Below are 25415 nucleotides of genomic sequence, written 5' to 3' on the forward strand. Positions count from 1 at the left end.
GTATATTTTATAAAATTATCAAATGTTATAATTTTATTTAAATGAATAATTTTTTACTACAAATATTTGTAAATTATTATTAATAAATAAAATATTCTCAAATAGCTGTTGACGGTTATATATTATTTTTATAAAATTTAAGCTTATATTTAACACAATGATGAGTCATAAATGAAAAAATTATCTGTTATGTTTTTATCAGTTAGCATGCTTTCCGGTATTGCTTTTGCTGATAAAGACAAGGTAGTTGCTACCTATAAAGGCGGTGAAGTAAAAGAATCGCAAATTATGAAAGAATTTAAGCCTCAGCTTAATCTTCAATCAGGTGAAACAATCAAAAATTTTGATGATTTCCCACCACAAGATCAGGAAAAATTAATAAAAATTTATGTTAATAATCTTTTGTTAAAAGAAGAAGTTGCTAAGTCAAATATTACTGCTTCTAAAGAATTCCAAGAAAAACTTGAAAATGCAAAAAGTCAATTAGCTCAACAAGAATTACTAGCAAGCTACATAAAATCTAACATTACAGATAAGATGTTTGATGACGAATATAATAAATATGTCGATAATCTTAAAGGTAAAGAACAAATAAAAGTTGCTCATATTTTAGTTAAATCTCAAAAAGAAGCTAATGATGTAAAAACCAAATTAAGCAAAGGCGGAAACTTTACTAAGCTTGCAGAAGAGTTATCTCTTGATAAAGCTTCAGCTTCAAACGGCGGCGTTATTGGTTACATTCTACTAAATCAACCTGGGCAGTTAGTACCGGAATTTGAAAAGAAAGCTTTTGCTTTAAAAGTAAATGAAGTTTCAACTCCTGTAAAAACCAATTTCGGTTGGCATATTATTAAAGTGCTTGAGAAAAAACCTGTGTCTATTCCAACAAAAGAAGAAGCAAAAGTAACTATTGATAATATATTAGCTGCAGAAGTACTAAAGAAATATATTGCTGATTTAGAAGCTAAAGCTGATTTAAAAATCATGTTACCTAAAGCAGACAGCAAAGCCGGATCGTAATTTATATTTTGTCATTGCGAGAGCGGGTATTACCCATATACCAAGTGCCATTACGAGGAAAAACTGTAAGTTGTGACGAAGCAATTCCAAGGGCTTGTTGTTACTGCATGAGGTTGCCATGTCGCTCCGCTCCTCACAATGACGGTTTAGGTGTCCACGTAACAATGTCTACGCGGGAATGACATAAGATTCACACAGTAATACCTCTACCCAAGAATAACATTATAACTACTCTCAATCACAGCAAATGCTACGCATACAGGGTAATCATCTGCAAGAGAAAGGTGAAGACTAAAAGGAGAGAGTTTGTTTGTATAGTTTGAGCTAACTTCTACTATAGGCTTACCTAAATCATTATTTAGTATAGTAATATCTTTAAAATTTATACCTCGACCTATACCAACTCCAAAGGCTTTACTAACAGCCTCTTTAGCAGCAAAACGCTTGGCTAAAAAAGCAGCATGGTTTATTTTCCCCAACAAAGCAAACTGTTTTAATTCCCTTGAAGTTAGAATTTTTTTAGCAAAAAGTTCTGGATATAAATGTAATATTTTCTCGATTCTAGGAATTTGTACTATATCAATACCAACACCAATAAGCATTTACTTACCAGTTTCATAATCTTCGCCATTCTCATCAATAAAGATTTGATCATCTAAATCAGAATAATCGTCCCCGATATAAACTTCAGGTAAATACTCAAATTTTTCTTCTACAGCTTCTGATGCATCTTGATTAACAAGCGGCTCTATCATAGTTCTTGTACGTAGACTATTTATTAAATCTTGTTCTAACTGAGCTACTAATACTTTTCCAGCAGCAATTCTACGTAATGCGATAACAGGAGGCTTATCACGCTTTTCTTTTTTGATTTGATTAGTTTCTACTTTATAATTTAATAATTTAGCATATCTTGTTGCTAGGACAACAAGCCGAAACCTATCCGGTATAATTTTATTACAATCTTCTGCTGTAATCCTTGCCATAATCTTTCTCCATTAAAAATAGTATACTACAAATAAATAGGAAACGAGCACACGCAGATCAACTTCAAAAAAAGTAAGGAGTTCACAAGGGAACGCAGCGTATACTTAATACGTGAGTACCGCAGCTCTTGTAGAACGACGTAGCCAATTTTTGAAGTTGATCGAGTATATTATACCCTTTTTATATCTGCACCGCAATTATTTAATTTTTTTTCTAAATCTTGGAAGCCACGATCTAAATGATATATTCGGTGTAATACAGTTTTGCTATTAGTACTAAGACCGGCGAGTATTAGCGATACCGAAGCTCTAAGATCACTTGCCATAACTTCTGCGCCTTTTAACATTTCTACACCTCGAACAACTGCCTTATTACCTCGTACTACTATATCTGCTCCCATTCTACATAATTCAGGAACATGCATGAAACGATTTTCAAAAATATTCTCGGTGATCATTGAAACACCGCTACTAAGCGTCATAAGGCTCATAAATTGTGCTTGCAAATCAGTAGCAAAGCCAGGATAGGGATTAGTTTCTAAATCAACTGAATTTAACTTCCCTTCATAAGTTACTTGAATTCCGTTATTGATCGGCACGACTTTTATACCCGTTTCGATAAGTTTTAAAGCTATATTTTCTATAATATGGTAATCAATCCCACAAATTTTTACATCACCTTTAGTAATAGCTGCCGCAAACATATAAGTACCGGCTTCAATACGATCAGAAAGTACTTTATAGCTCGCTTTATTTAAAGAATCCTTGCCTTTAATTGTTATTTCGCTAGTGCCGATACCTGCAATATCGGCTCCTATTGTGATAAGACAATTACATAAATCAACTATTTCCGGCTCTCGACCGCAATTAAAAAGCATAGTTTCCCCCTCTGCTAAAACAGCTGCAAGTATTGCATTAATCGTAGCACCTACGGAAACTTTATCAAAAACAAAATGAGTACCTTTTAAGCGTCCTTTACTTGAAGCGTTAATATAACCATCTTCTATTTCAATCGTAGCTCCCATAGCTTTTAATACAGCAATATGCAAATCTACTTGCCTTGCTCCAATAGCACAACCACCCGGAAGCGATACTTTTGCTTTACCGTATTTGGTAAGCAAAGGACCAAGCACCCAAATCGATGCTCTCATTTTACGGACTATTTCATAATCTGCAGTAAAGTTATTTATGTTTTTGGTATTAATTATAAGCTCAAATTCATCTTGATGTTCTATTATTTCAATATCTGCCCCGTGACTTCGGAGCAAATCTTTCATAGTACTAACATCCGTTAACTTTGGAACATTAGTAATATGCAGTTGATCGGTAAGAATAGACGCTGCCATAATAGGTAGCACGGCATTTTTAGCACCGCTAATATTAATACTACCTTTAAGAGGTGTACCACCGTGAATAATTAATTTGTGCATAAATTATTTTGATAAAATTGTAACATCATTGCGAGGAGAAACCGATTAAATTGTCATCCCGCAACTTGATCACAGGATCCAGTTAAAAATACTATATTAAATCTAAATATTATTAGTATTTTTAGTTATTTTCTGGATACCGTGGACAAGCCACGGTATGACACCGATTATACATCCAAATTCACGACATTCAACGCATTCGCTTGGATAAATAACCTGCGAGGTTCAACAACGTCACCCATTAAAGTAGAGAAAATGCCTTCTGCTTCATCAATTTCTGCGACTCTTACCTGAAGCAAAGTTCTTTTTGTAGGGTCAAGAGTAGTTTCCCATAGCTGGTCAGAATTCATCTCACCAAGACCCTTAAAACGCTGAATATTTATACCTCTTTTCCCGCATTCTATAATGGTATTTAACAACTGACTCGGTGTTAAAATATCGAATTCCTGACTTTTCACTATAAGCTTTAATGGCTTACTAAATATATCAAAAATCGTTAAAGCAAGCTTTGATATTTGTACAAACTCAAATGATTCTAACTGCTCTTTCAATAATATTTCACTTTTTTTTAAACCCCTACTAAAGCGGAAGAACTCTATTTTATTTTCATGTTTTAAAACTTCCCAATTAGTCTTACCAGGCGAATCTCCTAAGCTATTTAAAACATCTAAAGCTTTTTTAAGTCTTAAATCACTTTCAGGCTCAAATATTTTGTTATTAAGTAAGTCATTAATCGCAAGAATTTCAGTAATTGAGCAATTAAATTTTTTGCTAGCATGGTCAAGCAAGCCGTTAAACTTAACTACTTTATTAATTAACTCTTCTAAATTATCACCCACTAACTGCTCTTTACCATCTAGAATTAAGGTTGCATCATTAATAGTTGATGTGATCAAATAATCTTGCAGAGCTTGCTCATTCTTTAAATAAAGCTCGGCTGCTCCTTTCTTTACTTTATAAAGCGGTGGCTGAGCTATATATAGATAGCCTTTATTTATTAGCTCAGGCATATGACGATAGAAAAACGTGAGTAATAAAGTTCTAATGTGCGAACCGTCAACATCAGCATCGGTCATAATAATAACTTTATGGTATCTAAGCTTTTCTAGGGAAAATTCTCGTTCAACACTAATTCCAAGAGCTGTAATTAACGTACCGATTTGGTCCGAACTGAGCATTTTATCAAATCTTGCACGCTCAACGTTCAAAATTTTACCACGCAAAGGCAATATAGCCTGAATTTTGCTATCCCTACCCTGCTTTGCAGTACCGCCCGCAGAGTCCCCCTCAACAATAAACAATTCTGAAATAGTAGGATCTTTTGCATGGCAATCTGCAAGTTTACCTGGTAAATTCGAAACTTCTAAAGCTGATTTTCTTCGAGTGAATTCCCTTGCTTTTCTAGCAGCTTCACGAGCATTCGCAGCTTCCATAATCTTAGCTATAATTGCCTTAGCTTCTGCTGGATGCTCTTCAAACCACTCAAGCACCTTTGTATAAACGGTATTCTCAACAACCGGTCGTACTTCGGAGCTTACTAGCTTATCTTTTGTTTGAGAAGAAAATTTAGGATCAGGCACTTTAACGGAAAGCACACAACATAGCCCTTCCCTAGTATCTTCACCACTAAAGTCATTTTTAGCTTTTTTATCAAGATACGAGGTAATAACACGTGTTATCGCTGATTTGAAAGCACTAAGATGAGTTCCGCCATCACGCTGCCTAATATTATTAGTAAAGCATAAAATATTTTCATGATAAGAATCGTTCCAATGCATCGCAAGCTCAAGGCTTATACCGGACTCAGCATTCTCCGTATTAACTACTATACATGGATGAATAGCGTGCTTCGCTCTGTCTATATATTTTACATAAGCTTCTATACCGCCTGTATAATAAAACTCTACTTCTTTAACTTCTTCAAAGCGATTATCGACGAGTAAAATCTTTACGCCTGAATTTAAAAAAGCAAGTTCACGAAGACGATGCTCTATAGTGCCGAAATCAAATTCTATATTAGTAAACGTTTCTACAGACGGAAAAAAAGTAACTTCTGTACCTTTTTTATCAATATTTTCTTTGACAACCGCAAGTGGAGCTTCCGTTATACCGTTATTAAATCTAATCAAATATTCCTTATTATTACGCCAAATACGTAGCTCAAGCCATTCAGAAAGAGCATTTACAACCGATACACCAACACCGTGTAGACCACCTGCAACCTTATAAGTGTTCTGGTCAAACTTACCGCCGGCGTGAAGTTGCGTCATAATAACTTCAGCTGCCGATATTCCTTCTCCTTCATGAATTTCAACGGGTATACCTCGCCCATTATCGGATACGGTTACTGAACCATTTTTATTTAATGTTACTCGTACTAGATCACAATAACCGGCAAGTGACTCATCGATAGCGTTATCGACTACTTCATAAATCATATGATGTAGACCCGACCCGTCTCCGACATCCCCGATATACATTCCTGGTCTTTTTCTTACGGCTTCAAGACCTTTTAAAACCTTTATGGAATCAGCACCGTATGATGATGCGTTAAATTTTTCTTCAATTTCCGACATATTATATATTTGGTATTTGGCTCTATTACTTGTTGCTAGAAATAATAAAAATGACTATAACGTAACTTATTAAAATAGTAAAGTTTCTTGATTTAAAATTAGCGAGATAACAATGAATGTATTAAAGTTAAAAAATATTTTCGACGTAATTAATGATTATGACGTGTTCTTATTCGATCTTTGGGGGGTAATAATCGAAGGGGAGCGTACCTATCCGTGCGTCGTACAAAATATCAACAAGATTATTGAACGAAAAAAAGTATATTTTGTTACTAATGCTCCAAGAAATATTTTTTCACTGCATCAAATAATTAAATCATGGGGATTAAATGCAGAACCGGAAATGATCATTAGCTCAGGCGAAATAGCAGTAGAAATGATACTAGAAAGTAAAGAGCGGCTCGGTATAGAAAAACCAGTAATATATTATTTAGGACATTTAGAAAATGATATAATAAACAGAATGCAATGTCCTATCACTGATGATATTAACAAAGCTAATATTTTCTTAATGACTATTTACAGAGACGAAAACGAAAATTTAGATTTAAACGAATTCGATGAATTATTTAAAATTGTTGTACAACGTAAAATGGTCAATATTTGCGCTAATCCTGACCTTGGAATAAATCAGCACGGTGTTTATAGATATTGTAGCGGCTATTATGCCGAAAAAATAAAGCAGCTTGGCGGAAAAGTAATTTATAGCGGGAAGCCATATGAAGAAATATATAGCAAAATTTTAAAAGAATGTCATAATATCCCTAAGAATCGCATGTTAATGATTGGGGACACTATTTACACTGATATACTTGCAGCAAATCGCCTTGGTATAGACTCTGCCCTAGTGTTAACTGGAAATTCTAGAGAATATCATATTGATTTTGATAATATTGATGAAAAACTAGATAGTTTAATGAAAGCTGCTGTTAAGCAATCGATTACACCTAGTTTTGTTGTTGATTTATCTTAAATAGCTTTGCCAGTCATTGCGAACGACTAAAGGTGTTGTCGCATGGCTAGTTTATGTCATTCCCGCGGAAGCGGGAATGACATAAAAAGAGCTCTATTGATATTTTACTCATAATCTGCTATAGAGTAAAACTTAAGCGGTCGTGGCGAAATTGGTAGACGCGCAGCATTGAGGGTGCTGTTCTGTAAAAAGATTGGAAGTTCAAGTCTTCTCGACCGCACCATTCGCCGGTTTTTCACAAAGTCAAGTTTTTGTCTGTTTCGACACTTCAGATTTTATATTTACTCCTAAGTTCTTCTTGTTAGCAAATGTTTGTGCTAATTGTATACTCCTGATAAATGAAAAAGAGTTGAAATAAAAACTATTGCTTATTTGTACTCTGTGATTTATATTGACTGGTAAATTGTACACAATTCTGTACCAAGCCTAGCTAACTAGCTTTAAATAATTATAATAAGTCTATAAAAACTATTAGGTCCATAGGCTATGCCTAATTTCAATATATTTAAAAGCATCTTACCAGATCATCACGATCAATTTGCTGAAATTTTTGATCAAATTAACGATCTGATTGAAGATCACAATTATGATGCTGCTGCAAGCAGGCTGGTCAAGCTTCATTATGCCGATTTAGCAGATTTCTTAGATAATCTTAACAATAAAACATATAAAATAATTATTCCCTTATTACAGGATGAAATTAAGCCTGAAACGTTAGTATCATTAAATGCTTATAGTAAACCTTTAATAATAGAAACTTTAGGCATAAAAAAATCTGCAGAATTAATCAATAAGCTAGTTATAGAAGATGCTATTGAAGTAGTAATCGATCTAGACGATGGTATAAAAGAGCTTATCCTAAATAATCTTACTAAAGAAAAAAAACACCAAATTACCGTAGGTTGTACATATCCCGAAAATACGGTAGGTAGGGTAATTGAGCGAGATTTTATTAATCTTCAAGAAGGATGGACGGTCGAGGAATCATTAAATTTTATCAAGAACGTAAAGAATGACTTTTATGCGGCAATCGTTACGGATAATAAATTACGTCCTATCGGTATTATTTCTCTTAGCACGCTAATTAAAGGCAAAAAAAATGAATTGATACAAGATTTGATGAGCAAAGATTTTAAGCTTGCAGATGCTTTTACCGACTTAAATGAACTAAGCTTCATTTTTAGACAATATGCTTTAACTATTGTACCGGTAGTAAGTAAAAACGGTAAGTTAGTAGGTAGCGTATCAATCGATAATATAATTTATATTATCGAAGAACAAGCCGGCAAAGATATATTATCATTAAGCGGGGTACACACTCAAGATACTTTCTTCAATGTATTGTATACCGTTAAACATCGTTTTCCCTGGCTCTTTGTTAATCTAATCACTGCCTGCATGACCTCACTTATCATTAACCATTTTAACGATACTATTGCAAAACTTGTAACGCTTGCAGCCACTATGCCTATTGTAGCTTCAATGGGCGGAAATGCTGGAACACAAGCCATGACCGTCACGGTTAGAGCCCTTGCTAATAAAGATATTCATTATAATAATGTCAATAAAGTTATATTAAAAGAAATAGCCGTATCAGCTTTTAACGGTTTTGTACTTGCAATTATCGGAGCAGGACTTAGCTTTGTGATGTTGCTTGACTTAAATCTTAGCATTATTTTTGCTATTGCAGTTATTTTAAATTTTTTAGTAGCCGGATTATTTGGCTCTGCTATTCCTATAATACTGCATTATTTTGATATAGACCCCGCTACAGGCTCTAGTGTATTTCTAACAACTATAACCGATGCTCTAGGTTTCCTAACTTTCTTAAGCCTTGCTCATATTTTTTTAGTGTAAAATTTGGTGTTTATTCAAATAAAAATACATACACATTGCAGCAAACAGTAGCTATAGCTCCAAGACATTTACATATACCACAACTTGTATCCTGATTTTCAAAGTCGGTAATATTATTTTCATAAGATATATTATGATCTCTTTGTATATTCTGATTATTATTAATATTTGACTCTTTGAACAATAAATTTGCAACAGTTAGTATTAACTCACTCTGTGATGCAGTTAGATTAGTATTATTTAAGGAGCTAGCTTGTGCGTACTCTTTTGTACTTCTAAACTATTACGGTTTGACATAGTTATATTTTGACTTTAGGATTAATAAGGGACTGCAAAGAGTGTGGTAATGACGTAAACTGTTCAAATTATCAACTTTTTCTAGGCAATGCCTAATTTTTTAATTAATAGCCCAAAAATTATAATGAAATAAGAAATGGGTTTAACATATTACCGCAATAAATATAAACAATATAAAACCATAACGGAGCTCCACAATATATAAAAAAGAAAACTATTGCTGTTGGTTTATTAATTTTTTCACTCCAAATAGGGCTTGATTTTAGCCGATTACTATTTATCCCCGCTTGTGCTACAGAGCTGCTCCAAACCAAAATGCAATACGCCAATCAAGTCCAAAAGAAGTAACAAGTGTTCCTATACCACCAAGGCTACGGTTGCACCTAACATTACAAAAACAACAAGCGAAGCCACTACCCAATAATGTTGAAGAATTTTTGTTATTTCGGCTAGATAAAACTCGGCACCTACTACCTCCTCTATAAAGGACATCCCCTGAGCGATACGATACACAGTTACTACAAAAGTCGTCGTAATTATACAACAACAAAGCAACATTAAAAAAGTTGTAATAATGGCCGTGGCCTTACGACCTATAGTATCCTATCCAACCGAATATTAAAGCACCGATAGGTCTAAACACATATGTTGCACGATATGCAATGGCAGAATATAGAGAATCTGCTCGTGCATCGGCTTCAGGAAAAATAGCTTGTTAAGTAGTACCGCCATGTGTACATAGAGCATGAGATCAAAATATTCAAGAAACGTACCTATCAATAGTAGCCCTATTGCTTCTTTTTGATTACGGACTAAACTTTTTTGCTCTTTTGCGTAACTTCACATACTTTTTTACAGATTAGTTAAAATTAATAAAGAACTATACTGTTTTCTATAAATTTAACAAAATTAGATTTTATAACATTGCTAACTCAAGACAGGTGTCGTAATGAGCTGAGCGACTGGAGCATATCAATCTAAAAAAAATAATAATAAATTCTAGTTTACAGAGTTTTTAACTAGATTGCTTAGTCAATACACTTTGTAATTTCCTTGCAATGGCGTTATGCAATGGCGTTAATTTATTAAATAATCTATCTTTATTTAGCAATATGCCAATAAATTTCTAATTTAATACTTGCAATTTATCTTATAATTACTTATATTCAGACTCGCTTAGCTTAAAAAACACTAAGGCACTTTATATGTAATTAATGATCCCCCTTAAACTTTTTACATTAAAATACCGTTATTTTATTTAAGCGGGTGTAGCTCAGGGGTAGAGCGCTACCTTGCCAAGGTCGAAGTCGAGGGTTCGAATCCCTTCACCCGCTCCAATGATTTTTTCCGAATGATTTTTTCCGTTTTATGTCATCCCCGCCTACGCGGGGATGATATAGAGCATGCTTTTCGAGCTGAGCAACAAATGCCCTTTTGCAAATGACATCAGTGTAAGTTTATCATAAATTCAATCTTCTAAACCATATTTTTTCTTAATATCTTCTAATGAAATTACTTCTTCTCCTTTTTTTATACGAGACAAAGCAATTAATAAATCTGCTTTTTCTTCTATATAACTTTCTATTGCTTTACGTATAGTATATCCTTTTGGTCTATCGATTTCCTTAGCAACATTAGAAAGTATCATATCTAGTTCATTAGAAATTCTAGTAGTTATAACTATCATAAAAATAGCCATTTATCGGTTTTGTGATAACTTATATTAGTATACAATACATTTAAATATATTTAATATTATTATTTTACCCTTGCATTAAAGCTATTAGGTAGCTATTTTTATTTTATTAGACTTAGTGCATAACCTATCTTATAAAGAGAAATTTTAAGGAAATACGGCACGCAGCACCGTAGCATACAAAAAGGTACGTGAGATGTACCGGATTGATGTATACCGCAGATACTTCAAGATTTGGTACGTCAAATTTTGGGCTTCGTCTTTGTTCACGTAGTTTTCTACGCTCCGCAAGCTCACTACTTATTTGGCTTCCAACTTTTGAAGTATCTGCGGTATACAAATTACTTTTAGAAAGAGGTTATACAGAGAAGACGCAACAATTAGGAAATTACATATGTCAGCAAATATGCAAGATAGTCAGGCAAATAATAACGACACTATAGCAATACAAGACACTGAGGGAGTGCCTGTAGAAACAAATTCTTTACAATCGGGGTTAACAAGCTTAATACCGATGATTTTAATTTTTGCTGTATTTTACTTCTTATTATTACGTCCACAAGAAACACGACGCAAAGAAAGAGAGAAATTAGTAAGTACAGTTAAAAAAGGTGAAGAAGTTCTAACAAATAGTGGCATTTACGGTATTGTGACTAAAGTAAGTGAAAATGACAATAATATTGAAATCGAAATAGCTAAAGACGTACGTATTAAAGTTTTAAAAAGTGCTATTATCGATATAACTAGTCGTACAAAAGAAGTAGCAGTAAAAAAAGAAAACAACAAAAAAGATAAGAAGGTAGGCGGTGCAAAATCTTCCTAAGTGGAAAATTTTTCTTTCAATTATATGTACGGTTTTTGCGGTTATTTGTACCTTACCTAATTTCATGCAGGTAAACTCTAAGTTTCTGCCTCATGATTCAGTAAATCTAGGACTTGACCTTAGAGGAGGAGCCCATTTATTACTCGATGTTGATTTTGACACCTATTTAAATGATTCAATGGAAAATCTTGCCGACACTTTACGCAAAAATTTTCGTGAGGATAAAATCGGCTATAAAAATCTGTTAGTTAGACAAAATAGCATTCAATTAGAAGTAAAATCGCCTGAGAAATTAAAGCCGTTAAAGAAAATAATTAATAAAATCGATCCAGAAATTATCGCTGAAGTCAATGAAAATAAAATAAAGCTTAGCTACAGCAAATCTAGATTAAATGACTTACTTAATAAGGTAGTAGACCAATCTATTGAGATCGTTCGCATGAGAGTTGATAGTACCGGCACTAAAGAGCCGATCCTACAGAAACAAGGTGATAAGCATATATTACTGCAAGTTCCCGGTGAAGAAAATCCCTCTTACCTAAAAAATATATTAGGGAAAACTGCAAAGCTAACTTTTCATTTAGTTGATGAAAATGCCAATATCGAAGAAGCAGTAAAAGGACATGTCCCTGTAGGTTCAATGCTAGTTAAGGGAGATAGCAAAAGTCATGGGGAGTATTATGTCGTTATAAAGAAAAAAGTTGTTTTGGGTGGGGATCAGCTTACAACTGCTTCAGCTTCTTTTGACCAAAATTCGCAAGCGGTAGTTGCTTTTTCTTTCAACAATTTAGGTAGTAAAATATTTGGTGAAATAACCAAAAATAATACCGGTAAACGCCTTGCTATAGTTTTAGACAATAAATTACTAAGTGCTCCAACGATAAACGGAGCGATTATGGGCGGAAGTGGTATAATAACAGGGAATTTTACCGTTGAGTCGGCAAATGAGCTTGCACTATTATTGCGAGCCGGTTCGCTTCCTGCCCCACTTAAAATTATTGAAGAGAGAAGTATAGGTCCAAATTTGGGTGCTGATTCTATAGAGTCGGGCAAAAAGGCAGGACTTATAGGATTTATAGCAGTGTGTATATTTATGGTTTGGTCTTACGGTGTGCTTGGTGTATTTGCCAATATAGCCTTAAGCCTTGCATTGTTATATATTTTAGCTTTACTTTCACTTTTCCAAGCGACTTTAACTCTGCCAGGAATTGCAGGAATAATACTCACTATGGGTATGGCTGTTGATGCTAATGTATTGATTTACGAAAGAATTAAAGAGGAACTGCATAAAGGAGTTTCTAATCTTTATGCTATTAGAACCGGTTTTGAATCTGCATTTGCCACTATCCTTGATGCTAACCTAACTACTTTAATTGTCGCTTTTTTACTTTATATATTTGGAGTAGGTGCAATAAAAGGTTTTGCCGTTGCATTAACGATCGGGATTATATCTTCAATGTTTTCGGCGATTATCATTACTAAATTGTTAATAGATATTTGGGTCAAATATTTTAAACCTAAAAAATTAAGGCTTGTGTAAAAGAGTAGACTTTGTTGTATGGTCTTTTTATGTCATACCCACGAAAGCAGGAATCCAGTAACCTTTAATGTCATCCCGCAACTTGATTGCGGGATCTCAGGACACGGCCTATGATACAAGATACCGTAGTCAAGCCACAGGTATAACATTTTTACTTTTCTCTGGATTCCTGCTTTCACAGGAATGACATAAGAGCCATACAGCAGGACCCACTAGGATAACAACGCAAAAATGGATAATATCTTATGAAAATACAGTCAAATGTTATAAAAATAATTATCGTAATTAGCTTATTAATAGGAGTAGGAGCATTATATTTGTTGTTATCTTTAAGAACGCCTAAAAAACCGCTTGCTGGTCAAGTTAATATCTATGAAGATAACGTAAAAATCGGTGGTGATTTTGAACTAATAGACCAAAATGGAGAGATATTTAATAGTGATAAGTTGAAAGGCAACTTAAGCCTCATTTACTTTGGATTTACTAATTGTCCTGATATATGCCCAACCTCTCTAAATAAAATGACGGAGATTGTAGAAATTTTAAATAAACATCAAATAGATATTCTACCTGTTTTTATTACTATTGACCCAAAACGTGATACTCCTATAGCACTTAAAGAATATCTAAAACATTTTCATCCGAAATTTATAGGTCTTACCGGTAACGAACAGCAAATAAAAGATGTAACTGATAAATTCAAGATTTTCTATGCTCGTGTGCATGGTGATGATGACGACCCGAACTATATGCTTGATCATTCATCTTTTACATATTTAATCGATGCAAACGGAAAATATCTGAAACATTTCTATTTAGATTCTTCACCTAGGGAAATTATGGAATTTTTAAGAAATGAATAATTATATATCGGTAGCGTATTTATTTACCTTTTTAACCTTAGCGATATTGTTAATTGTAAGTTTTTTAAATTACAAGTCATTGAAAAATAAACAGAACTTGAATGCAAAAGAGAGTAAGCAATAGATTAATAACAATAATTGTTTGTTTCTGCTCAGCATGTTTAGGAATTAGTATAATACTTTACAATTTAGAGAAAAATATAGTATTTTTTTTGCCACCGTCAAAAATTAATGAAATAGAACAAGACAAAGAATTAAGAGTCGGTGGGCTTGTTAAAACAGACTCAATAAATAAAATTGCTGATGATAAGATAAGTTTTGTTATTACCGATAATATTAAGGATTTAGAGATATTATATCAAGGAACCCTTCCGGCTCTATTTCGTAAAGGACAAGGAATTATTGCCATCGGGCAATTATCGAACGGGAAATTTATAGCAAAACAATTACTTGCAAAGCATGATGAGAATTACAGACCTCCGCAATAACAACGTCATTGTAAAGAGCGAAGCGACGTGGCAATCTAGTAAAATAGGCCTGAGATTGCTTCATCGAATTACGTTGTAATTCTCCTTGCAATGACGCAAAATCACTAAACCAACCAAATAAATAAAAATATGTTTATAGATAAAATCAAAGCAAAAGCAAATAATTACGAAATAAACGTAATTATCGAAATCCCGATGAATAGCGGTCCAATCAAATACGAGTTTGACAAAGAATCAGGAGCAGTTTTTGTTGATCGCTTTATGCAAACTACCATGAGCTATCCATGCAATTACGGTTTTATTCCTCATACTCTTTCAAATGACGGTGATCCGGTAGACGTACTTGTTGTAGCTCATCATCCGGTAGTGCCTGGGTCGGTTATAAAATGCCGAGCAGTCGGCGTATTGATGATGGAAGACGAATCAGGGCTTGATGAGAAAATAATCGCAGTACCAACTTCTAAGCTCGATATTACTTTTGATCATATTCAAGAGCTAGATGATTTATGTGACATGCTCAAGAAACGTATCGTGCATTTCTTTGAGCATTATAAAGATTTAGAAAAAGGCAAATGGGTTAAAGTTACTGGATGGGAAAATAAATCAAAAGCAGACGCTTTAATCAATGAAGGAATAGATAGGGTCAGCTAGGGATAAGAATTCACGACGTTGCTTGCATGGTGCTTGATGTCATTCCCGCGGAGGCGAGAATCCAGCAAAAGTAGCCTTAATCCCAATCTCAACAATGATATATTAATTAACAAAATAAACCTATAAAAACTTGTTTTTATAGGTTTTACTGGATTCCCACCTCCGCGGGGATGACATCAGAAAAATAAGATAAAAAACAAACAGTGACAGACTTCTTGCATAACGTAGCTAATAAAGAGGAATTTGAAGGAAACACAGAACGCAACACCGCAGCATACACTTTAGTACGTGAGGATGCGAGTACCGGATTGACGCACAAATTACCTTTAGGAGCACGTTATGCAAGAAGTCGATTATTTCGTTCAGGAGTCGTAGTAGCTTTTTTCACATTAATTTCTCGCATATTTGGCTTAGTGCGTGAACAGTTTATTGCATCATTATTCGGCTCTACGCCTATGGGTGATAGCATTAATGTTGCTTTTAAACTACCGAATCTATTTAGAAGAATTTTTGCAGAAGGAGCATTATCAAGCGTATTCATTCCTATTTATAATGAAAAAATGCTTATTTCTAAGAAAGCCGCTAATAATTTTTCAGGTGAGGTTTTTACCCTTTTACTTCTGACATTAATAGTAATAATAGCATTAATGCAAATCTTCATGCCACAATTAATGCTGTTTATTGCTCCTGGATTTCACGGTAAAAAAGAAAAGTTTGAGCTTACGGTATTTTTATGCCGAATTACAATACCTTATTTAATATTTGTGTCATTAACAGCTCTACTTGGCGGAATATTAAACTCTGTAAAAAAATTCGCTGCATTTGCTTTTTCACCGGTTATTTTAAGTATATGCGTAATAATTTTTACTTTAACATTTGATCATTATATAGAATCTACTATCTCAATAAGCTTATCTTTAATAATGGCCGGAATATTACAAGTTTCTTTTATGTTTGTCTGTGTGAAAAGAGCAGATTTAAACTTTCCGATAATTTTTAATCCAAGCGATCCCGATGTAAAAAAGCTTTTGATTAATATGGGACCGGCAACCATTAGCTCTGGCATACAGCAATTAAACCTTTTCATATCCCAATCTATTGCTAGCTTTATTGAAGGTGCTATTTCTATATTAGCTTATGCCGACCGGATATATCAATTTCCTTTATCAATAATAGGTACTAGCTTCTCTACTATATTGCTACCTGAGCTGTCAAAAATCTATAAATCAAATGATATAGTAGCTGCAAAAAAAATACAGAATAATGCTATTAGAATTGGATTGTTATTATCGTTGCCTGCTACATTCGGTATTATAATTCTATCTCATCCGATTATTAATATAATTTATGAAAGAGGAGTATTCACAAGCCAAGATACTATAAATACAGCTGAAACTATTTCTGCATTTGCACTTGGGCTTCCTGCTTTTATTTTGGCAAAAATTTTAACTCCTATTTTTTATGCTAACGGAGATACTAAAACACCGCTCAAAATAACCTTATTTTCAATAATAATTAATACTGGCATGAACCTATTATTAATGGATTGTTTGAAACATATCGGTATTGCAGTTGGTACATCTATTGCAGCTTGGTATAATCTAGGTTTATTATATAGCTATACTACAAAACAAAATAAGCTTCATATAGAAGCCGGTATAAAACTTTTCTGCGGTAAAATTTTGTTATGCTGTACATTAATGTCTATTATAATTGCTTTAATAAAGCATTATTATTTAGAATATTTTTATTCAGAATATTTACTGATTAAAGTCTGTATGCTAGGTAGTACAATTGCAGTTGGAATGGGAGCATTTTTCGGTATGGCATATTTATTAAAAGCGGTTAATTATGATAATAACAAGCAATAAGCACCAATCAAATTATCAGGATTGGCTAAAAGCCTTAGCTATTATAGCCATGATCATTGATCATGTAGGTTTATATCTATATCCTGAATTAACAATTATGCGGATCATAGGTCGTACAGCTATGCCAATATTTTGCTTTTTTGCCGGTTATAATTTTCATGAGAAACCAAAAACCCATATAATAATATTCGGTGTTTTATTACAAATATATACCACTGTACTATTTAAACAGTTTCTTACTACAAATATTCTAATCTCTATCTATTTAGGGCAATGGTATATTTATTATTTTCGTAATTTTTTAACTCGCTTTTTCTATAGCGGTTATTGTCATGCAATTATAATGGTACTATTGTGGCATATTAGCTGGACTTTGATTGATTACGGGACTCTTGTAATTGCTATAATGATACTTGGATTTATTTCAAAACATGAGCAGGCAAACTTAAAACTTTGCTGTTTTATAGCAATTTTTGTCTTGTTCGTGCATTCAACTCTTTTTACTCTTGCGATTTCCTTTAATGAGTTTAATTTTTCAAATACCGACTTAATTTTAAACTTCAATTTCTTAATAATGACCTATATATTAATGATCCTAAGCAATTATTTACAAAAAGTAGCTATAAATCTAAAATGGATAAGTCGCAATGTTTTATATATTTACTGCATACACATTATGATCTTACAATTCATATTCATCTATAAACACACATATGGTTTTAAAAATTGGTAAATAAACATTAATAATTAGTGATAGCGTAATTTAGTTAATATTATAATATATTTAAATAAATTGATAATTAAATATATGAATATAATAAATCATTTAATTTTGGATAATGAACAATATAAAGAGCAATTAAAAAAAACAAACTATTTAAAATTAAGTTAGATAGTATGCTACGAAAAAATAAATTTCTTAAACATTTTCTGATTTGATCAGACGAATTTCAAAAAATGGTATTAGCAAGAGTAGTGTTTTCTGAAACAAAAGAATTTCAACAACTTGCATGGGAGCATCTTACCGATGAATTTGGACATAATATAGAATTATTCCAAAATCTAGAAAATAATGAAGAAACTACAGATTCTATTTTTAAGCCCTTAGGTTCTTGGTTTACACGATGACTCTTGGAGATAGTGAAAGAGCCGTCCTTGTCCATTTAGTAATAGAGTCTTGTACTACTATATTTTATGAAAAACTAGGATCAATATTTTTGAATCATAAAGCAGCAAAACATTTCAAAACACATATGCATCTTGATCCTGGACATGAACAAATGGGAATAGATTTATTAAAACAAATAAACATTAATGATTCTTCTTTACTCACTATTCAAAAAAAGCTGGGATATGATTGATGCTCTGTTTACTAGACTTGCTGAAATCACACAGGATTAGTTTTAACTTATAGTATTCTAGATTTTCATTTTATAAAAAAGCTTACTTGCACGGTGTGGTTTTTCGTCATTGCAAGCGATTGAAAGGAATACGGCAATCTCAGGACTTTGGCACGAGATTGCTTCATCGAATTACTGCGTAATTCTTCTCGCCATGACGGTAAAAATCAAACCACGCAACAACCCGCCAATACCAAGCGGAAATAGCATCTTCAAACTAAACTAACTCGCTTACTTGAGATTTGGCGAAGAGCTTTATCTGAAAGTTAACAAAATTTACATTACCTTTTGAGCCTATTTCCGCAAATTTATGCGCTTTAAGAAGTAGGTCATAATCGTCCGCTAAATCGGCGAAGAAAAATGCGATTTCGCCGCTTTGTTTTACTCCTAAAATCTCACCGCTACCTCGAAGTTTTAAATCCTGCTCAGCTATATAAAATCCATCATTAGTTTGTTTCATTATCTCAAGCCTACTTCGTGCAACTTTTCTAAGCCTTTTAGGGTTGTATAACAATATACAATATGACTGCAAACTACCCCGCCCTACTCTACCTCTAAGCTGATGAAGTTGAGCGAGACCAAATTGCTCAGCATTTTCAATAATTATCAAAGTGGCTTCAGGTATGTCTATTCCGACTTCAATAACGGTTGTTGCAACTAATATCTTAATTGCACCTTCCTTAAATTGCTTCATTATTTGGTCTTTCTGCTCGTTCTTCATCTTACCGTGAATAATACCGGTATAACCTTGATAGATATTGTCAATAGAGTTAAAACGATTCATCACATCCATCAAAAAACTATCCTCTTCCAGCGTTTCTTTCTTCTCTCCCTGCTCTATCAATGGACAAATCCAATATACCCGCTCACCTGCAATAAGCTTCTTATTTATTGCTGCTATAATATGCTCTATCTTATTAACGGACATGGTATTTGTAGCGATAGGTAAACGACTTTTCGGCTTACCCATTAGCTTTGAGATAGTCATATCACCAAACATAGTAAGTGCAAGGCTTCGAGGAATCGGCGTTGCAGTCATAACTAACACATCGGGATTTACTCCTTTATTTATTAAACTCAAACGCTGTTGCACCCCAAATCTATGCTGCTCATCAATAACTATATAACCTAGTTTCTTAAAACTTACTTTTTCTTGAAATAAAGCATGAGTGCCGACTAATATATCAATCTCATCGTTGTCAAGTTGTATCATAATATTTTTACGAGCTGCCCCCAGTATCTTACCTGTAAGTAATCCGACTCTTATATTAGTATTTTTTAAAGCTTTAACAAAAAACTCATAATGCTGATTGGCAAGCAAATCAGTTGGAGCCATAAGCGTTGCTTGAAATCCAGTGGCTACCACATTTACCATCGTCAACAGAGCTACCAAAGTTTTACCGGAGCCAACATCGCCTTGCAACAATCTCATCATTTCTATTTTATCTCTTTGATCACGCTCTATTTCTTCTATGACTTGCTTTTGATAAGAAGTTAACTCAAATCCTAACTCATTTAATATATTTGCTTGAATAGATACAGCTTTAGAGTAAATATTACCTCGTCTTCTACTTATTTGCGTACGTATATTTAAAAGAGATATTTGATTAGCGATAAGCTCCTTAGCTGCTAGTTGTTTTTTGGCGTTAGTATATAAATCGTCATTGCGCAGCCCCTTTAGGGGCTGCGGCAATTTAGAATTTATTAATTTTACATTACTGGATTGCTTCGTCGGCATACATGCCTCCTCGCAATGACGGGAAACATGCAACATTTGCAAATTCTGCAATATAATATCTAAATAATCTTTTACTTCTTTATCTTCTATACTTTTACACTTCTCTTCAAATATCTCTATTGCTTTTATGATATATGAATATAACTGCTTATTACTAAGTAAATATGTCAGGGAATAAATCGGCTCTATTTCTTTTGTGAGTTTAGGATTTACAATAAATTCAGGATGCGAAATTTGTAAGTAATGATCAAAAAATTGTACCTTTCCGCTGATAATATGAGAAGTACCAACTTGCAGCTTATTAAAAATAAACGGTGGGGGTTTATGAAAAAACACTAATAACAAAGAACCAGTATTATTTCTAGCTGTAATTTTTAAAGGCTGACTACTTTTCTGTGGTAAATTAATGCTCTCAACTACAATTTCTGTTTGGATTATGTCACCGTCTCTAACTTCAGTTAAATTAGGCGATAATATTTTATTTTGATATGAAACAGGTAGATAAAATAATAAATCACGAATATTGTTAATATCAAGCCTTTTAAGAGCAGATACGGTATCTTCACGTATATTGATAAACGTTTTTACAGAAGAGAATAAGAATTTTTCTAAAATAGTTAGCATATATAGTCATAATTATCTTATATACAAATATATACACTTTTATATACACTTTATAATAAAAGAAGAATAATAAAATATACAAATTATGACTAATATGTCATTCTTGCAAAATCGGGAATCCAGTAATTAAACGGTACATACACAGTAAGTTTTTAAAATTAAAAGCTCGATGTATTGTGCTTTTTTCTGGATTTCTGCTTTCACAGGAATGACATATTAATCATGCAACAAAGCTCTCTCTTATAAATCTAATTCTAACCCTACTCTAACTATAGCTGAGGATTTTAAAGGCCATACCTTCTATAAATCACGCTGTTTTGTAACTGTCCGAGCTGACTCTCTTAAATGTTTCATTTAAGCTAAGCTCAAAATTAACGGCTTCAATTCCATCTTGCTTACAACTTTCTTTTAAAGGGGCAGCAGTTAACATTTTAGGCTGATTCCAAAATATTGCTTCTAAACCTAAACCAATAAATTCAACTTTGATTAAGTTATTAGCTTTAACTCCAACACCGTAAGACTTAAATTTTTGATTTTTGCCGTAATTAATATTAACTTAAATATTTGTTATCAATGACAAAATGGTTAACTAAACCACGCTCTAAACCGTATGGAGCAAGTATCGCTCTAGTAGCCGGTAAATATTTAACCGGTTCTAATTCAATCATTGGAATATCATTTAAGTTAGTATTCATTATAAATGAATATCCTGAATAGAATAAAAATGGATCAAATAAATCTAAAGAAGCATATGAACGAATTTTATTTTTAGTAATATAATTTTTACCGTATATGGAGTTAATCGCTTTTACATATGCATTTATATCATTACCGCTTTTATCTTTGCCATCAAACTTAGTACTAAAAATATAACCTGCTTGATCTAGTCTTGTCTATAAATAACCTATACCGTAAGTAGGATTAATTTTATTACTTGTCATGTATCTATCTTTAATATTTTCAGATAACAAATAACTTGCTTGCATTCCCCCTATATCTATAGCAATTTGCTTATGAACTTGCAAAGAATTAAAATCTTTAGTTTTAAAATATGTTGTACCCTCAAAAGGATCTACTGCATATTTTGTTACTTTTAAATCGAATGCTTTGCTCTTGCTCCATAACCTCCTATTTCATGATTACCTACCATAATCCAAGATGTAGCAGTAAACCTTGTAATATAACTTAAGATCTTCTTTACTGCTACATACAGCTATATTATCTGAATCGGCAAACATAGCATCATCTAATTGACGGTAACCTTCAATTAATGACATAGCAGCATCGCTACTCGCTCTTGAGGACATATCTTTATCATAAGTCACTACATAACTATAATTTTTTTAGAATTTTCTTGTTATATCGTCATTAATATTTGATGCAGTTACTAATACTGTTGATGAATACAAAAAACAAGCAGCAATGGTTAAATTTAATTTCTTGTAAAGTATTTCTTTAATATACCAAACTTGTGTATGTCCTTGACTGCTTTTGAAAATCCTCCTTATTTCTTAAATAATAGATATTAAATAATTTAAAACTTATATCCTTCGGCTGAAGCTGCTCTTAAAGGACTTCTTTATGACGGCATAACTATAATTAATAAAATAAACCTAAAAAACAAGTTTTTTATAGATTTTACTGGCTTCCCGCTCCTGCGGGAATGACATTTATTATCTAACAAATGATGGTTTTTGTGAGTGCTTATTATTTAGAATTTTTTGAGCATGCACAGTCACTTTAGCATCTCGTTCTCCTTTAGTTTTTAGCATTTTTGATTTATGCCTATTAACACTAACATCACTCCAGTTACCACTATCGCTTTCACTGCTACTACTATCACTCACCTCTATAGCAATTCTTCGTGCTAAAATTGATGCAACTCCATTAGGTTTGTCAACATTCTGAGCAGGCTTACTATGAGGATGTGCAACTGGTTTTCCTGTATTAGGGTCAAATTCAACTTTTTTTAGTTTTTTTGGCTCTGCTATTTCTCTCATTAAATCAGCAGTATCTATAGAAGGACGTGGTTGATTTTCTGGTGTTTTAACCGTAGTAGCTTCTACAGGCTTAGATAATGTCTCAGCCGGAGTCATCGTAGGCATAGGTGGTGGTGGCGGTGGCGGTGGTGGAACGTTATTGCCCGATAAAGAAGGAGGCAGCGGTGGCGGTGGTGGAACGTTATTGCCCGATAAAGAAGGAGGCAGCGGTGGCGGTGGTGGAACGTTATTGCCCGATAAAGAAGGAGGCAGCGGTGGCGGTGGTGGAACGTTATTTTCCGGTAAAGAAGGAGGCGGCGGTGGCGGTGGAATGTTATTTTCCAAAGGTTTAGCTAAGGATGAATTTGCTAATATTGGTTCTTTTTTTGAAGCCATGTGATTTGTAAGGTTACTTACTATCTTTTGTAACTCCTCATTGTCAGGTAATTTTGCAACTATATCACTAATATTTCTTTCTTTATTTTTAATTAATTCCTCAAATTTATGCTTTGTTTTATATAACTGTTCATCAATCTTTCTAATTGTTCTAGTATTACTCTCTTTGTTTTTTGCTAAAACCTGCTCACTATTATTTACAAAAACATTTTTAACATTTTGCCAAATATTATTTAATTTTTCAAAAAATGTATAAGGTACTTCTGCCCTAATTTCAGCAACCTGTTTTTGTATTTCTTTAAGTTCTTTGATATTAAAATTTGCGGATATTAAATTTTGGATGTTTTGTTTTGTAGCATTTAAAGAATTATATTGTTTCTCTAGTTCTTCAGCATTAATGAATTGTAAGGGATTTGTCATATATAGAGCTGAAAATCTTTCAGGTTTACTCTTATAACTAAAAAATACTGCCGATAATCTTTCTCTTTGATCTTTAGATAAATCTTTCTTTGCTAAATCCTTAAAATTTTTTGCGATTTCTTCTTGTAATTCTTGCTTTAAAGGTGAAGATTTCTCCGCTATATTATATATCTTATTATCAATATCTTTTAATATTTTATTATTATACTTTATTGCTTCATTTGTTAACTGTTCTTCACTTTTTATAAAAATATACTTTACATTAGAAACTGTTTTTACAAATCTTTTAAACCAAGGCAGCGATCTATTATGTTCTTTTGCTAGTGCTTTAGTTTCATTTTGTATTTCGATTAAACCTTGCAAATGCTTATTTTGTTCGCATAATTCATTTACTTGGTTTAATATAGTATTTAAAGCATTGCTTTCTTGTACTAATAATTTATTTATATCTATTTCTTTAGCCATGCCATACACCTACTATAAATTAATATCAGTATTATAATAAGTTTCTTGTACAAAAGCAAAAAGAAAGTTAATTTATGTAATGTATTTTTGATAAAAAGATAGATAAACGAATATAATTAACGTAATTTTAAGGATGATAAGCCTATAAGAGCAAATATAACTGAAATAATCCAAAATCTTATTACGACTTTTGATTCTGCCCAGCCGTGTTTTTCAAAATGATGATGGAGCGGTGCCATTTTAAATATTCTTTTTCCTTTAGTAGCTTTGAAGTAATATACCTGTAAAATTACGGATGCCGTTTCAATAACAAACAAGCCGCCAACTATAGCTAAAACTATTTCATGCTTAGTAATAACGCTAATAATACCAAGCACACCACCAAGACTTAAACTACCGGTATCGCCCATAAAAACTTCTGCCGGTTGTGCATTAAACCATAAAAATCCAAGGCAGCTACCGACTAATCCCGCACATAACACCGTTAACTCTCCGGTATTCGGTATATAGGTTAGCTGTAAGTAGTTCGAGTAAATTAGATTTCCTACTAAATAACTTATTAAAGCAAAAGAACCGACAGTAAAGACAATAGGAACGGTAGCAAGACCATCAAGCCCATCTGTTAGATTCACGGCATTGGAAGAGCCGACTATAACAAATATAGCAAAAACTATATAAAAATAACCAAGATCCAAACTTAAATTTTTAAAAAACGGTATGTTAAGTAAATGACTTGGACTTTTATCTAGATATTCTAGTAAAACACATATAATGAAGCTAATAATTCCTTGAAGTAAAAGCTTACTTTTCCCTCTTACTCCGTAATGATTATTTTTAGTTACCTTAGCATAATCATCCATAAATCCTATAATACCGAAACTAATACAACCAAATAACGTAATCCAAATATATTCATTAGTTAAATCAGCAAGTAATAAAGTAGAAAGACAACTAGACAAAATAATCATAATACCCCCCATTGTCGGAGTACCTACTTTTGTTTGATGTGATTCAGGTCCATCTGAGCGTATAGGCTGACCGTTTTTTTGAAGAGATCGCAGAAATTCTATTAATATCGGACCCGTGATAAAGCTAAGACTTAGAGTTATAATAATAGCAAGACCGCTACGAAAAGTAATATAGTGAAATAAATTAGCTATATGTGAATTATGGATATGAGGGAGTAAAAGATTGTATAACATTTGTAGATTTAAATTTAAAAGTATATTTTGATGCTATTTATTGTGCATGGATACCAAATCGTCATTGCAAGCAGTCGTAGACTGCTCGGCAATCTTGTCAAACATTCTGAGATTGCTTCG

Annotated in this window: 23 protein-coding genes, 2 tRNA genes and 2 pseudogenes; 13 read left to right on the plus strand and 14 right to left on the minus strand. The window is 33.0% G+C overall.

The window, feature by feature from the left end; translation table 11 throughout:
- Nucleotides 1–171 precede the first annotated feature (171 nt).
- Nucleotides 172–1020, plus strand: coding sequence for a peptidylprolyl isomerase (locus QUD19_RS06505; RefSeq protein ID WP_498808071.1), 849 nt, complete (start codon nucleotides 172–174; stop codon nucleotides 1018–1020).
- 206 nt (nucleotides 1021–1226) lie between these two features.
- On the opposite strand, the gene acpS is transcribed toward QUD19_RS06505, so the two are convergent.
- The 4 genes from acpS to gyrB form a co-directional block, all read right to left on the minus strand.
- Nucleotides 1227–1622, minus strand: a complete 396-nt coding sequence (gene acpS, locus QUD19_RS06510; protein ID WP_498808072.1) for a holo-ACP synthase — start codon at nucleotides 1620–1622, stop codon at nucleotides 1227–1229.
- Nucleotides 1623–2006, minus strand: coding sequence for a DNA-directed RNA polymerase subunit omega (rpoZ, locus tag QUD19_RS06515; RefSeq protein ID WP_498808073.1), 384 nt, complete (start codon nucleotides 2004–2006; stop codon nucleotides 1623–1625).
- 170 nt (nucleotides 2007–2176) lie between these two features.
- Complete coding sequence (gene murA, locus QUD19_RS06520) at nucleotides 2177–3436, minus strand: UDP-N-acetylglucosamine 1-carboxyvinyltransferase (RefSeq protein WP_498808074.1); 1260 nt, start codon at nucleotides 3434–3436, stop codon at nucleotides 2177–2179.
- Between the two features lie 167 nt (nucleotides 3437–3603).
- Entirely contained in the window at nucleotides 3604–6012 is a 2409-nt protein-coding gene (gene gyrB / locus QUD19_RS06525) for a DNA topoisomerase (ATP-hydrolyzing) subunit B (RefSeq protein ID WP_498808075.1), read from the minus strand.
- 112 nt (nucleotides 6013–6124) lie between these two features.
- Here gyrB and QUD19_RS06530 point away from each other — a divergent pair, with 112 nt between their 5' ends.
- The 3 genes from QUD19_RS06530 (at nucleotide 6125) to mgtE (ending at nucleotide 8842) form a co-directional block, all read left to right on the plus strand.
- Complete coding sequence (locus tag QUD19_RS06530) at nucleotides 6125–6985, plus strand: TIGR01459 family HAD-type hydrolase (protein WP_498808076.1); 861 nt, start codon at nucleotides 6125–6127, stop codon at nucleotides 6983–6985.
- A 136-nt stretch (nucleotides 6986–7121) separates the two neighbouring features.
- Nucleotides 7122–7208 (plus strand) — tRNA-Leu (locus QUD19_RS06535).
- Between the two features lie 263 nt (nucleotides 7209–7471).
- Nucleotides 7472–8842 (plus strand): magnesium transporter, encoded by a 1371-nt coding sequence (gene mgtE / locus QUD19_RS06540; RefSeq protein ID WP_498808077.1) that lies wholly within the window; start codon nucleotides 7472–7474, stop codon nucleotides 8840–8842.
- Between the two features lie 10 nt (nucleotides 8843–8852).
- Here mgtE and QUD19_RS06545 read toward each other — a convergent pair.
- Together QUD19_RS06545 and QUD19_RS06550 are read right to left on the minus strand one after the other, a co-directional pair.
- Nucleotides 8853–9139: pseudogene (locus QUD19_RS06545) on the minus strand (hypothetical protein).
- Between the two features lie 357 nt (nucleotides 9140–9496).
- The gene (locus QUD19_RS06550; RefSeq protein WP_498808078.1) at nucleotides 9497–9652 is read right to left on the minus strand and encodes a proline/betaine transporter; all 156 of its coding nucleotides are present in this window, start codon (nucleotides 9650–9652) and stop codon (nucleotides 9497–9499) included.
- A gap of 749 nt (nucleotides 9653–10401) precedes the next feature.
- Here QUD19_RS06550 and QUD19_RS06555 point away from each other — a divergent pair.
- A tRNA-Gly gene (locus QUD19_RS06555) sits at nucleotides 10402–10476 on the plus strand.
- A gap of 131 nt (nucleotides 10477–10607) precedes the next feature.
- Here the strand turns inward: QUD19_RS06555 and QUD19_RS06560 are convergent.
- Nucleotides 10608–10838: a DUF6290 family protein gene (locus QUD19_RS06560; protein WP_498808079.1), complete on the minus strand. Its 231-nt coding sequence runs from the start codon at nucleotides 10836–10838 to the stop codon at nucleotides 10608–10610.
- A 124-nt stretch (nucleotides 10839–10962) separates the two neighbouring features.
- Nucleotides 10963–11175, minus strand: coding sequence for a palindromic element RPE5 domain-containing protein (locus QUD19_RS06565; protein WP_498808080.1), 213 nt, complete (start codon nucleotides 11173–11175; stop codon nucleotides 10963–10965).
- A gap of 54 nt (nucleotides 11176–11229) precedes the next feature.
- Between QUD19_RS06565 and yajC the strand changes: the two genes are divergently transcribed.
- From yajC to QUD19_RS06605, 8 genes and pseudogenes are all read left to right on the plus strand, one after another.
- Nucleotides 11230–11658 (plus strand): preprotein translocase subunit YajC, encoded by a 429-nt coding sequence (gene yajC / locus QUD19_RS06570; protein ID WP_498808081.1) that lies wholly within the window; start codon nucleotides 11230–11232, stop codon nucleotides 11656–11658.
- A complete protein-coding gene (gene secD / locus QUD19_RS06575; RefSeq protein ID WP_498808082.1) occupies nucleotides 11642–13198 on the plus strand; it encodes a protein translocase subunit SecD in 1557 nt (518 codons plus the stop codon). Before yajC ends, secD begins: the two co-directional genes overlap by 17 nt.
- 245 nt (nucleotides 13199–13443) lie before the next feature.
- Nucleotides 13444–14061, plus strand: a complete 618-nt coding sequence (locus tag QUD19_RS06580; RefSeq protein WP_498808083.1) for an SCO family protein — start codon at nucleotides 13444–13446, stop codon at nucleotides 14059–14061.
- A 101-nt stretch (nucleotides 14062–14162) separates the two neighbouring features.
- A complete protein-coding gene (gene ccmE / locus QUD19_RS06585) occupies nucleotides 14163–14549 on the plus strand; it encodes a cytochrome c maturation protein CcmE (protein WP_498808084.1) in 387 nt (128 codons plus the stop codon).
- A gap of 129 nt (nucleotides 14550–14678) precedes the next feature.
- A complete protein-coding gene (gene ppa, locus QUD19_RS06590) occupies nucleotides 14679–15200 on the plus strand; it encodes an inorganic diphosphatase (RefSeq protein ID WP_498808085.1) in 522 nt (173 codons plus the stop codon).
- Nucleotides 15201–15508: 308 nt separating this feature from the next.
- Entirely contained in the window at nucleotides 15509–17071 is a 1563-nt protein-coding gene (murJ, locus tag QUD19_RS06595) for a murein biosynthesis integral membrane protein MurJ (RefSeq protein ID WP_498808706.1), read from the plus strand.
- Nucleotides 17052–17804 carry a TraX family protein gene (locus QUD19_RS06600; protein ID WP_498808086.1) on the plus strand — a complete coding sequence of 251 codons (753 nt, stop codon included), beginning with the start codon at nucleotides 17052–17054 and terminating at the stop codon, nucleotides 17802–17804. Before murJ ends, QUD19_RS06600 begins: the two co-directional genes overlap by 20 nt.
- A 75-nt stretch (nucleotides 17805–17879) precedes the next feature.
- A pseudogene (locus QUD19_RS06605) lies at nucleotides 17880–18472 on the plus strand (hypothetical protein).
- A gap of 216 nt (nucleotides 18473–18688) precedes the next feature.
- On the opposite strand, the gene QUD19_RS06610 reads toward QUD19_RS06605, so the two are convergent.
- The 6 genes from QUD19_RS06610 to mraY all read right to left on the minus strand — a co-directional run bounded on the left by QUD19_RS06610 (nucleotide 18689) and on the right by mraY (nucleotide 25295).
- Nucleotides 18689–20833, minus strand: a complete 2145-nt coding sequence (locus QUD19_RS06610) for an ATP-dependent DNA helicase RecG (protein ID WP_498808087.1) — start codon at nucleotides 20831–20833, stop codon at nucleotides 18689–18691.
- Between the two features lie 551 nt (nucleotides 20834–21384).
- A complete protein-coding gene (locus QUD19_RS06615; RefSeq protein WP_498808088.1) occupies nucleotides 21385–21528 on the minus strand; it encodes a hypothetical protein in 144 nt (47 codons plus the stop codon).
- A 198-nt stretch (nucleotides 21529–21726) separates the two neighbouring features.
- Entirely contained in the window at nucleotides 21727–21858 is a 132-nt protein-coding gene (locus QUD19_RS06620) for a hypothetical protein (RefSeq protein ID WP_498808089.1), read from the minus strand.
- A gap of 114 nt (nucleotides 21859–21972) precedes the next feature.
- Nucleotides 21973–22158, minus strand: coding sequence for a hypothetical protein (locus tag QUD19_RS06625; protein WP_498808090.1), 186 nt, complete (start codon nucleotides 22156–22158; stop codon nucleotides 21973–21975).
- Between the two features lie 348 nt (nucleotides 22159–22506).
- Nucleotides 22507–24093: an Arp2/3 complex-activating protein RickA gene (gene rickA / locus QUD19_RS06630; protein ID WP_498822859.1), complete on the minus strand. Its 1587-nt coding sequence runs from the start codon at nucleotides 24091–24093 to the stop codon at nucleotides 22507–22509.
- Nucleotides 24094–24209: 116 nt separating this feature from the next.
- Nucleotides 24210–25295 carry a phospho-N-acetylmuramoyl-pentapeptide-transferase gene (gene mraY / locus QUD19_RS06635; protein WP_498808092.1) on the minus strand — a complete coding sequence of 362 codons (1086 nt, stop codon included), beginning with the start codon at nucleotides 25293–25295 and terminating at the stop codon, nucleotides 24210–24212.
- Nucleotides 25296–25415: the final 120 nt, after the last annotated feature.

The organism is Candidatus Rickettsia kotlanii, from assembly GCA_030295365.1.
In the GTDB taxonomy this organism is placed as follows: domain Bacteria; phylum Pseudomonadota; class Alphaproteobacteria; order Rickettsiales; family Rickettsiaceae; genus Rickettsia; species Rickettsia kotlanii.

What these genes read in the sequence shown, in the direction of transcription:
- ccmE (WP_498808084.1), top strand. Translation starts at nt 14,163, where the DNA reads ATGCAAAAGAGAGTAAGCAATAGATTAATAACAATAATTGTTTGTTTC.
- QUD19_RS06560 (WP_498808079.1), bottom strand. Translation starts at nt 10,838, where the DNA reads ATGGCTATTTTTATGATAGTTATAACTACTAGAATTTCTAATGAACTA.
- gyrB (WP_498808075.1), bottom strand. Translation starts at nt 6,012, where the DNA reads ATGTCGGAAATTGAAGAAAAATTTAACGCATCATCATACGGTGCTGAT.
- QUD19_RS06600 (WP_498808086.1), top strand. Translation starts at nt 17,052, where the DNA reads ATGATAATAACAAGCAATAAGCACCAATCAAATTATCAGGATTGGCTA.
- acpS (WP_498808072.1), bottom strand. Translation starts at nt 1,622, where the DNA reads ATGCTTATTGGTGTTGGTATTGATATAGTACAAATTCCTAGAATCGAG.
- yajC (WP_498808081.1), top strand. Translation starts at nt 11,230, where the DNA reads ATGTCAGCAAATATGCAAGATAGTCAGGCAAATAATAACGACACTATA.
- QUD19_RS06505 (WP_498808071.1), top strand. Translation starts at nt 172, where the DNA reads ATGAAAAAATTATCTGTTATGTTTTTATCAGTTAGCATGCTTTCCGGT.
- QUD19_RS06610 (WP_498808087.1), bottom strand. Translation starts at nt 20,833, where the DNA reads ATGCTAACTATTTTAGAAAAATTCTTATTCTCTTCTGTAAAAACGTTT.
- rpoZ (WP_498808073.1), bottom strand. Translation starts at nt 2,006, where the DNA reads ATGGCAAGGATTACAGCAGAAGATTGTAATAAAATTATACCGGATAGG.
- QUD19_RS06615 (WP_498808088.1), bottom strand. Translation starts at nt 21,528, where the DNA reads ATGAATACTAACTTAAATGATATTCCAATGATTGAATTAGAACCGGTT.
- rickA (WP_498822859.1), bottom strand. Translation starts at nt 24,093, where the DNA reads ATGGCTAAAGAAATAGATATAAATAAATTATTAGTACAAGAAAGCAAT.
- ppa (WP_498808085.1), top strand. Translation starts at nt 14,679, where the DNA reads ATGTTTATAGATAAAATCAAAGCAAAAGCAAATAATTACGAAATAAAC.
- mgtE (WP_498808077.1), top strand. Translation starts at nt 7,472, where the DNA reads ATGCCTAATTTCAATATATTTAAAAGCATCTTACCAGATCATCACGAT.
- mraY (WP_498808092.1), bottom strand. Translation starts at nt 25,295, where the DNA reads ATGTTATACAATCTTTTACTCCCTCATATCCATAATTCACATATAGCT.
- QUD19_RS06580 (WP_498808083.1), top strand. Translation starts at nt 13,444, where the DNA reads ATGAAAATACAGTCAAATGTTATAAAAATAATTATCGTAATTAGCTTA.
- murA (WP_498808074.1), bottom strand. Translation starts at nt 3,436, where the DNA reads ATGCACAAATTAATTATTCACGGTGGTACACCTCTTAAAGGTAGTATT.
- QUD19_RS06530 (WP_498808076.1), top strand. Translation starts at nt 6,125, where the DNA reads ATGAATGTATTAAAGTTAAAAAATATTTTCGACGTAATTAATGATTAT.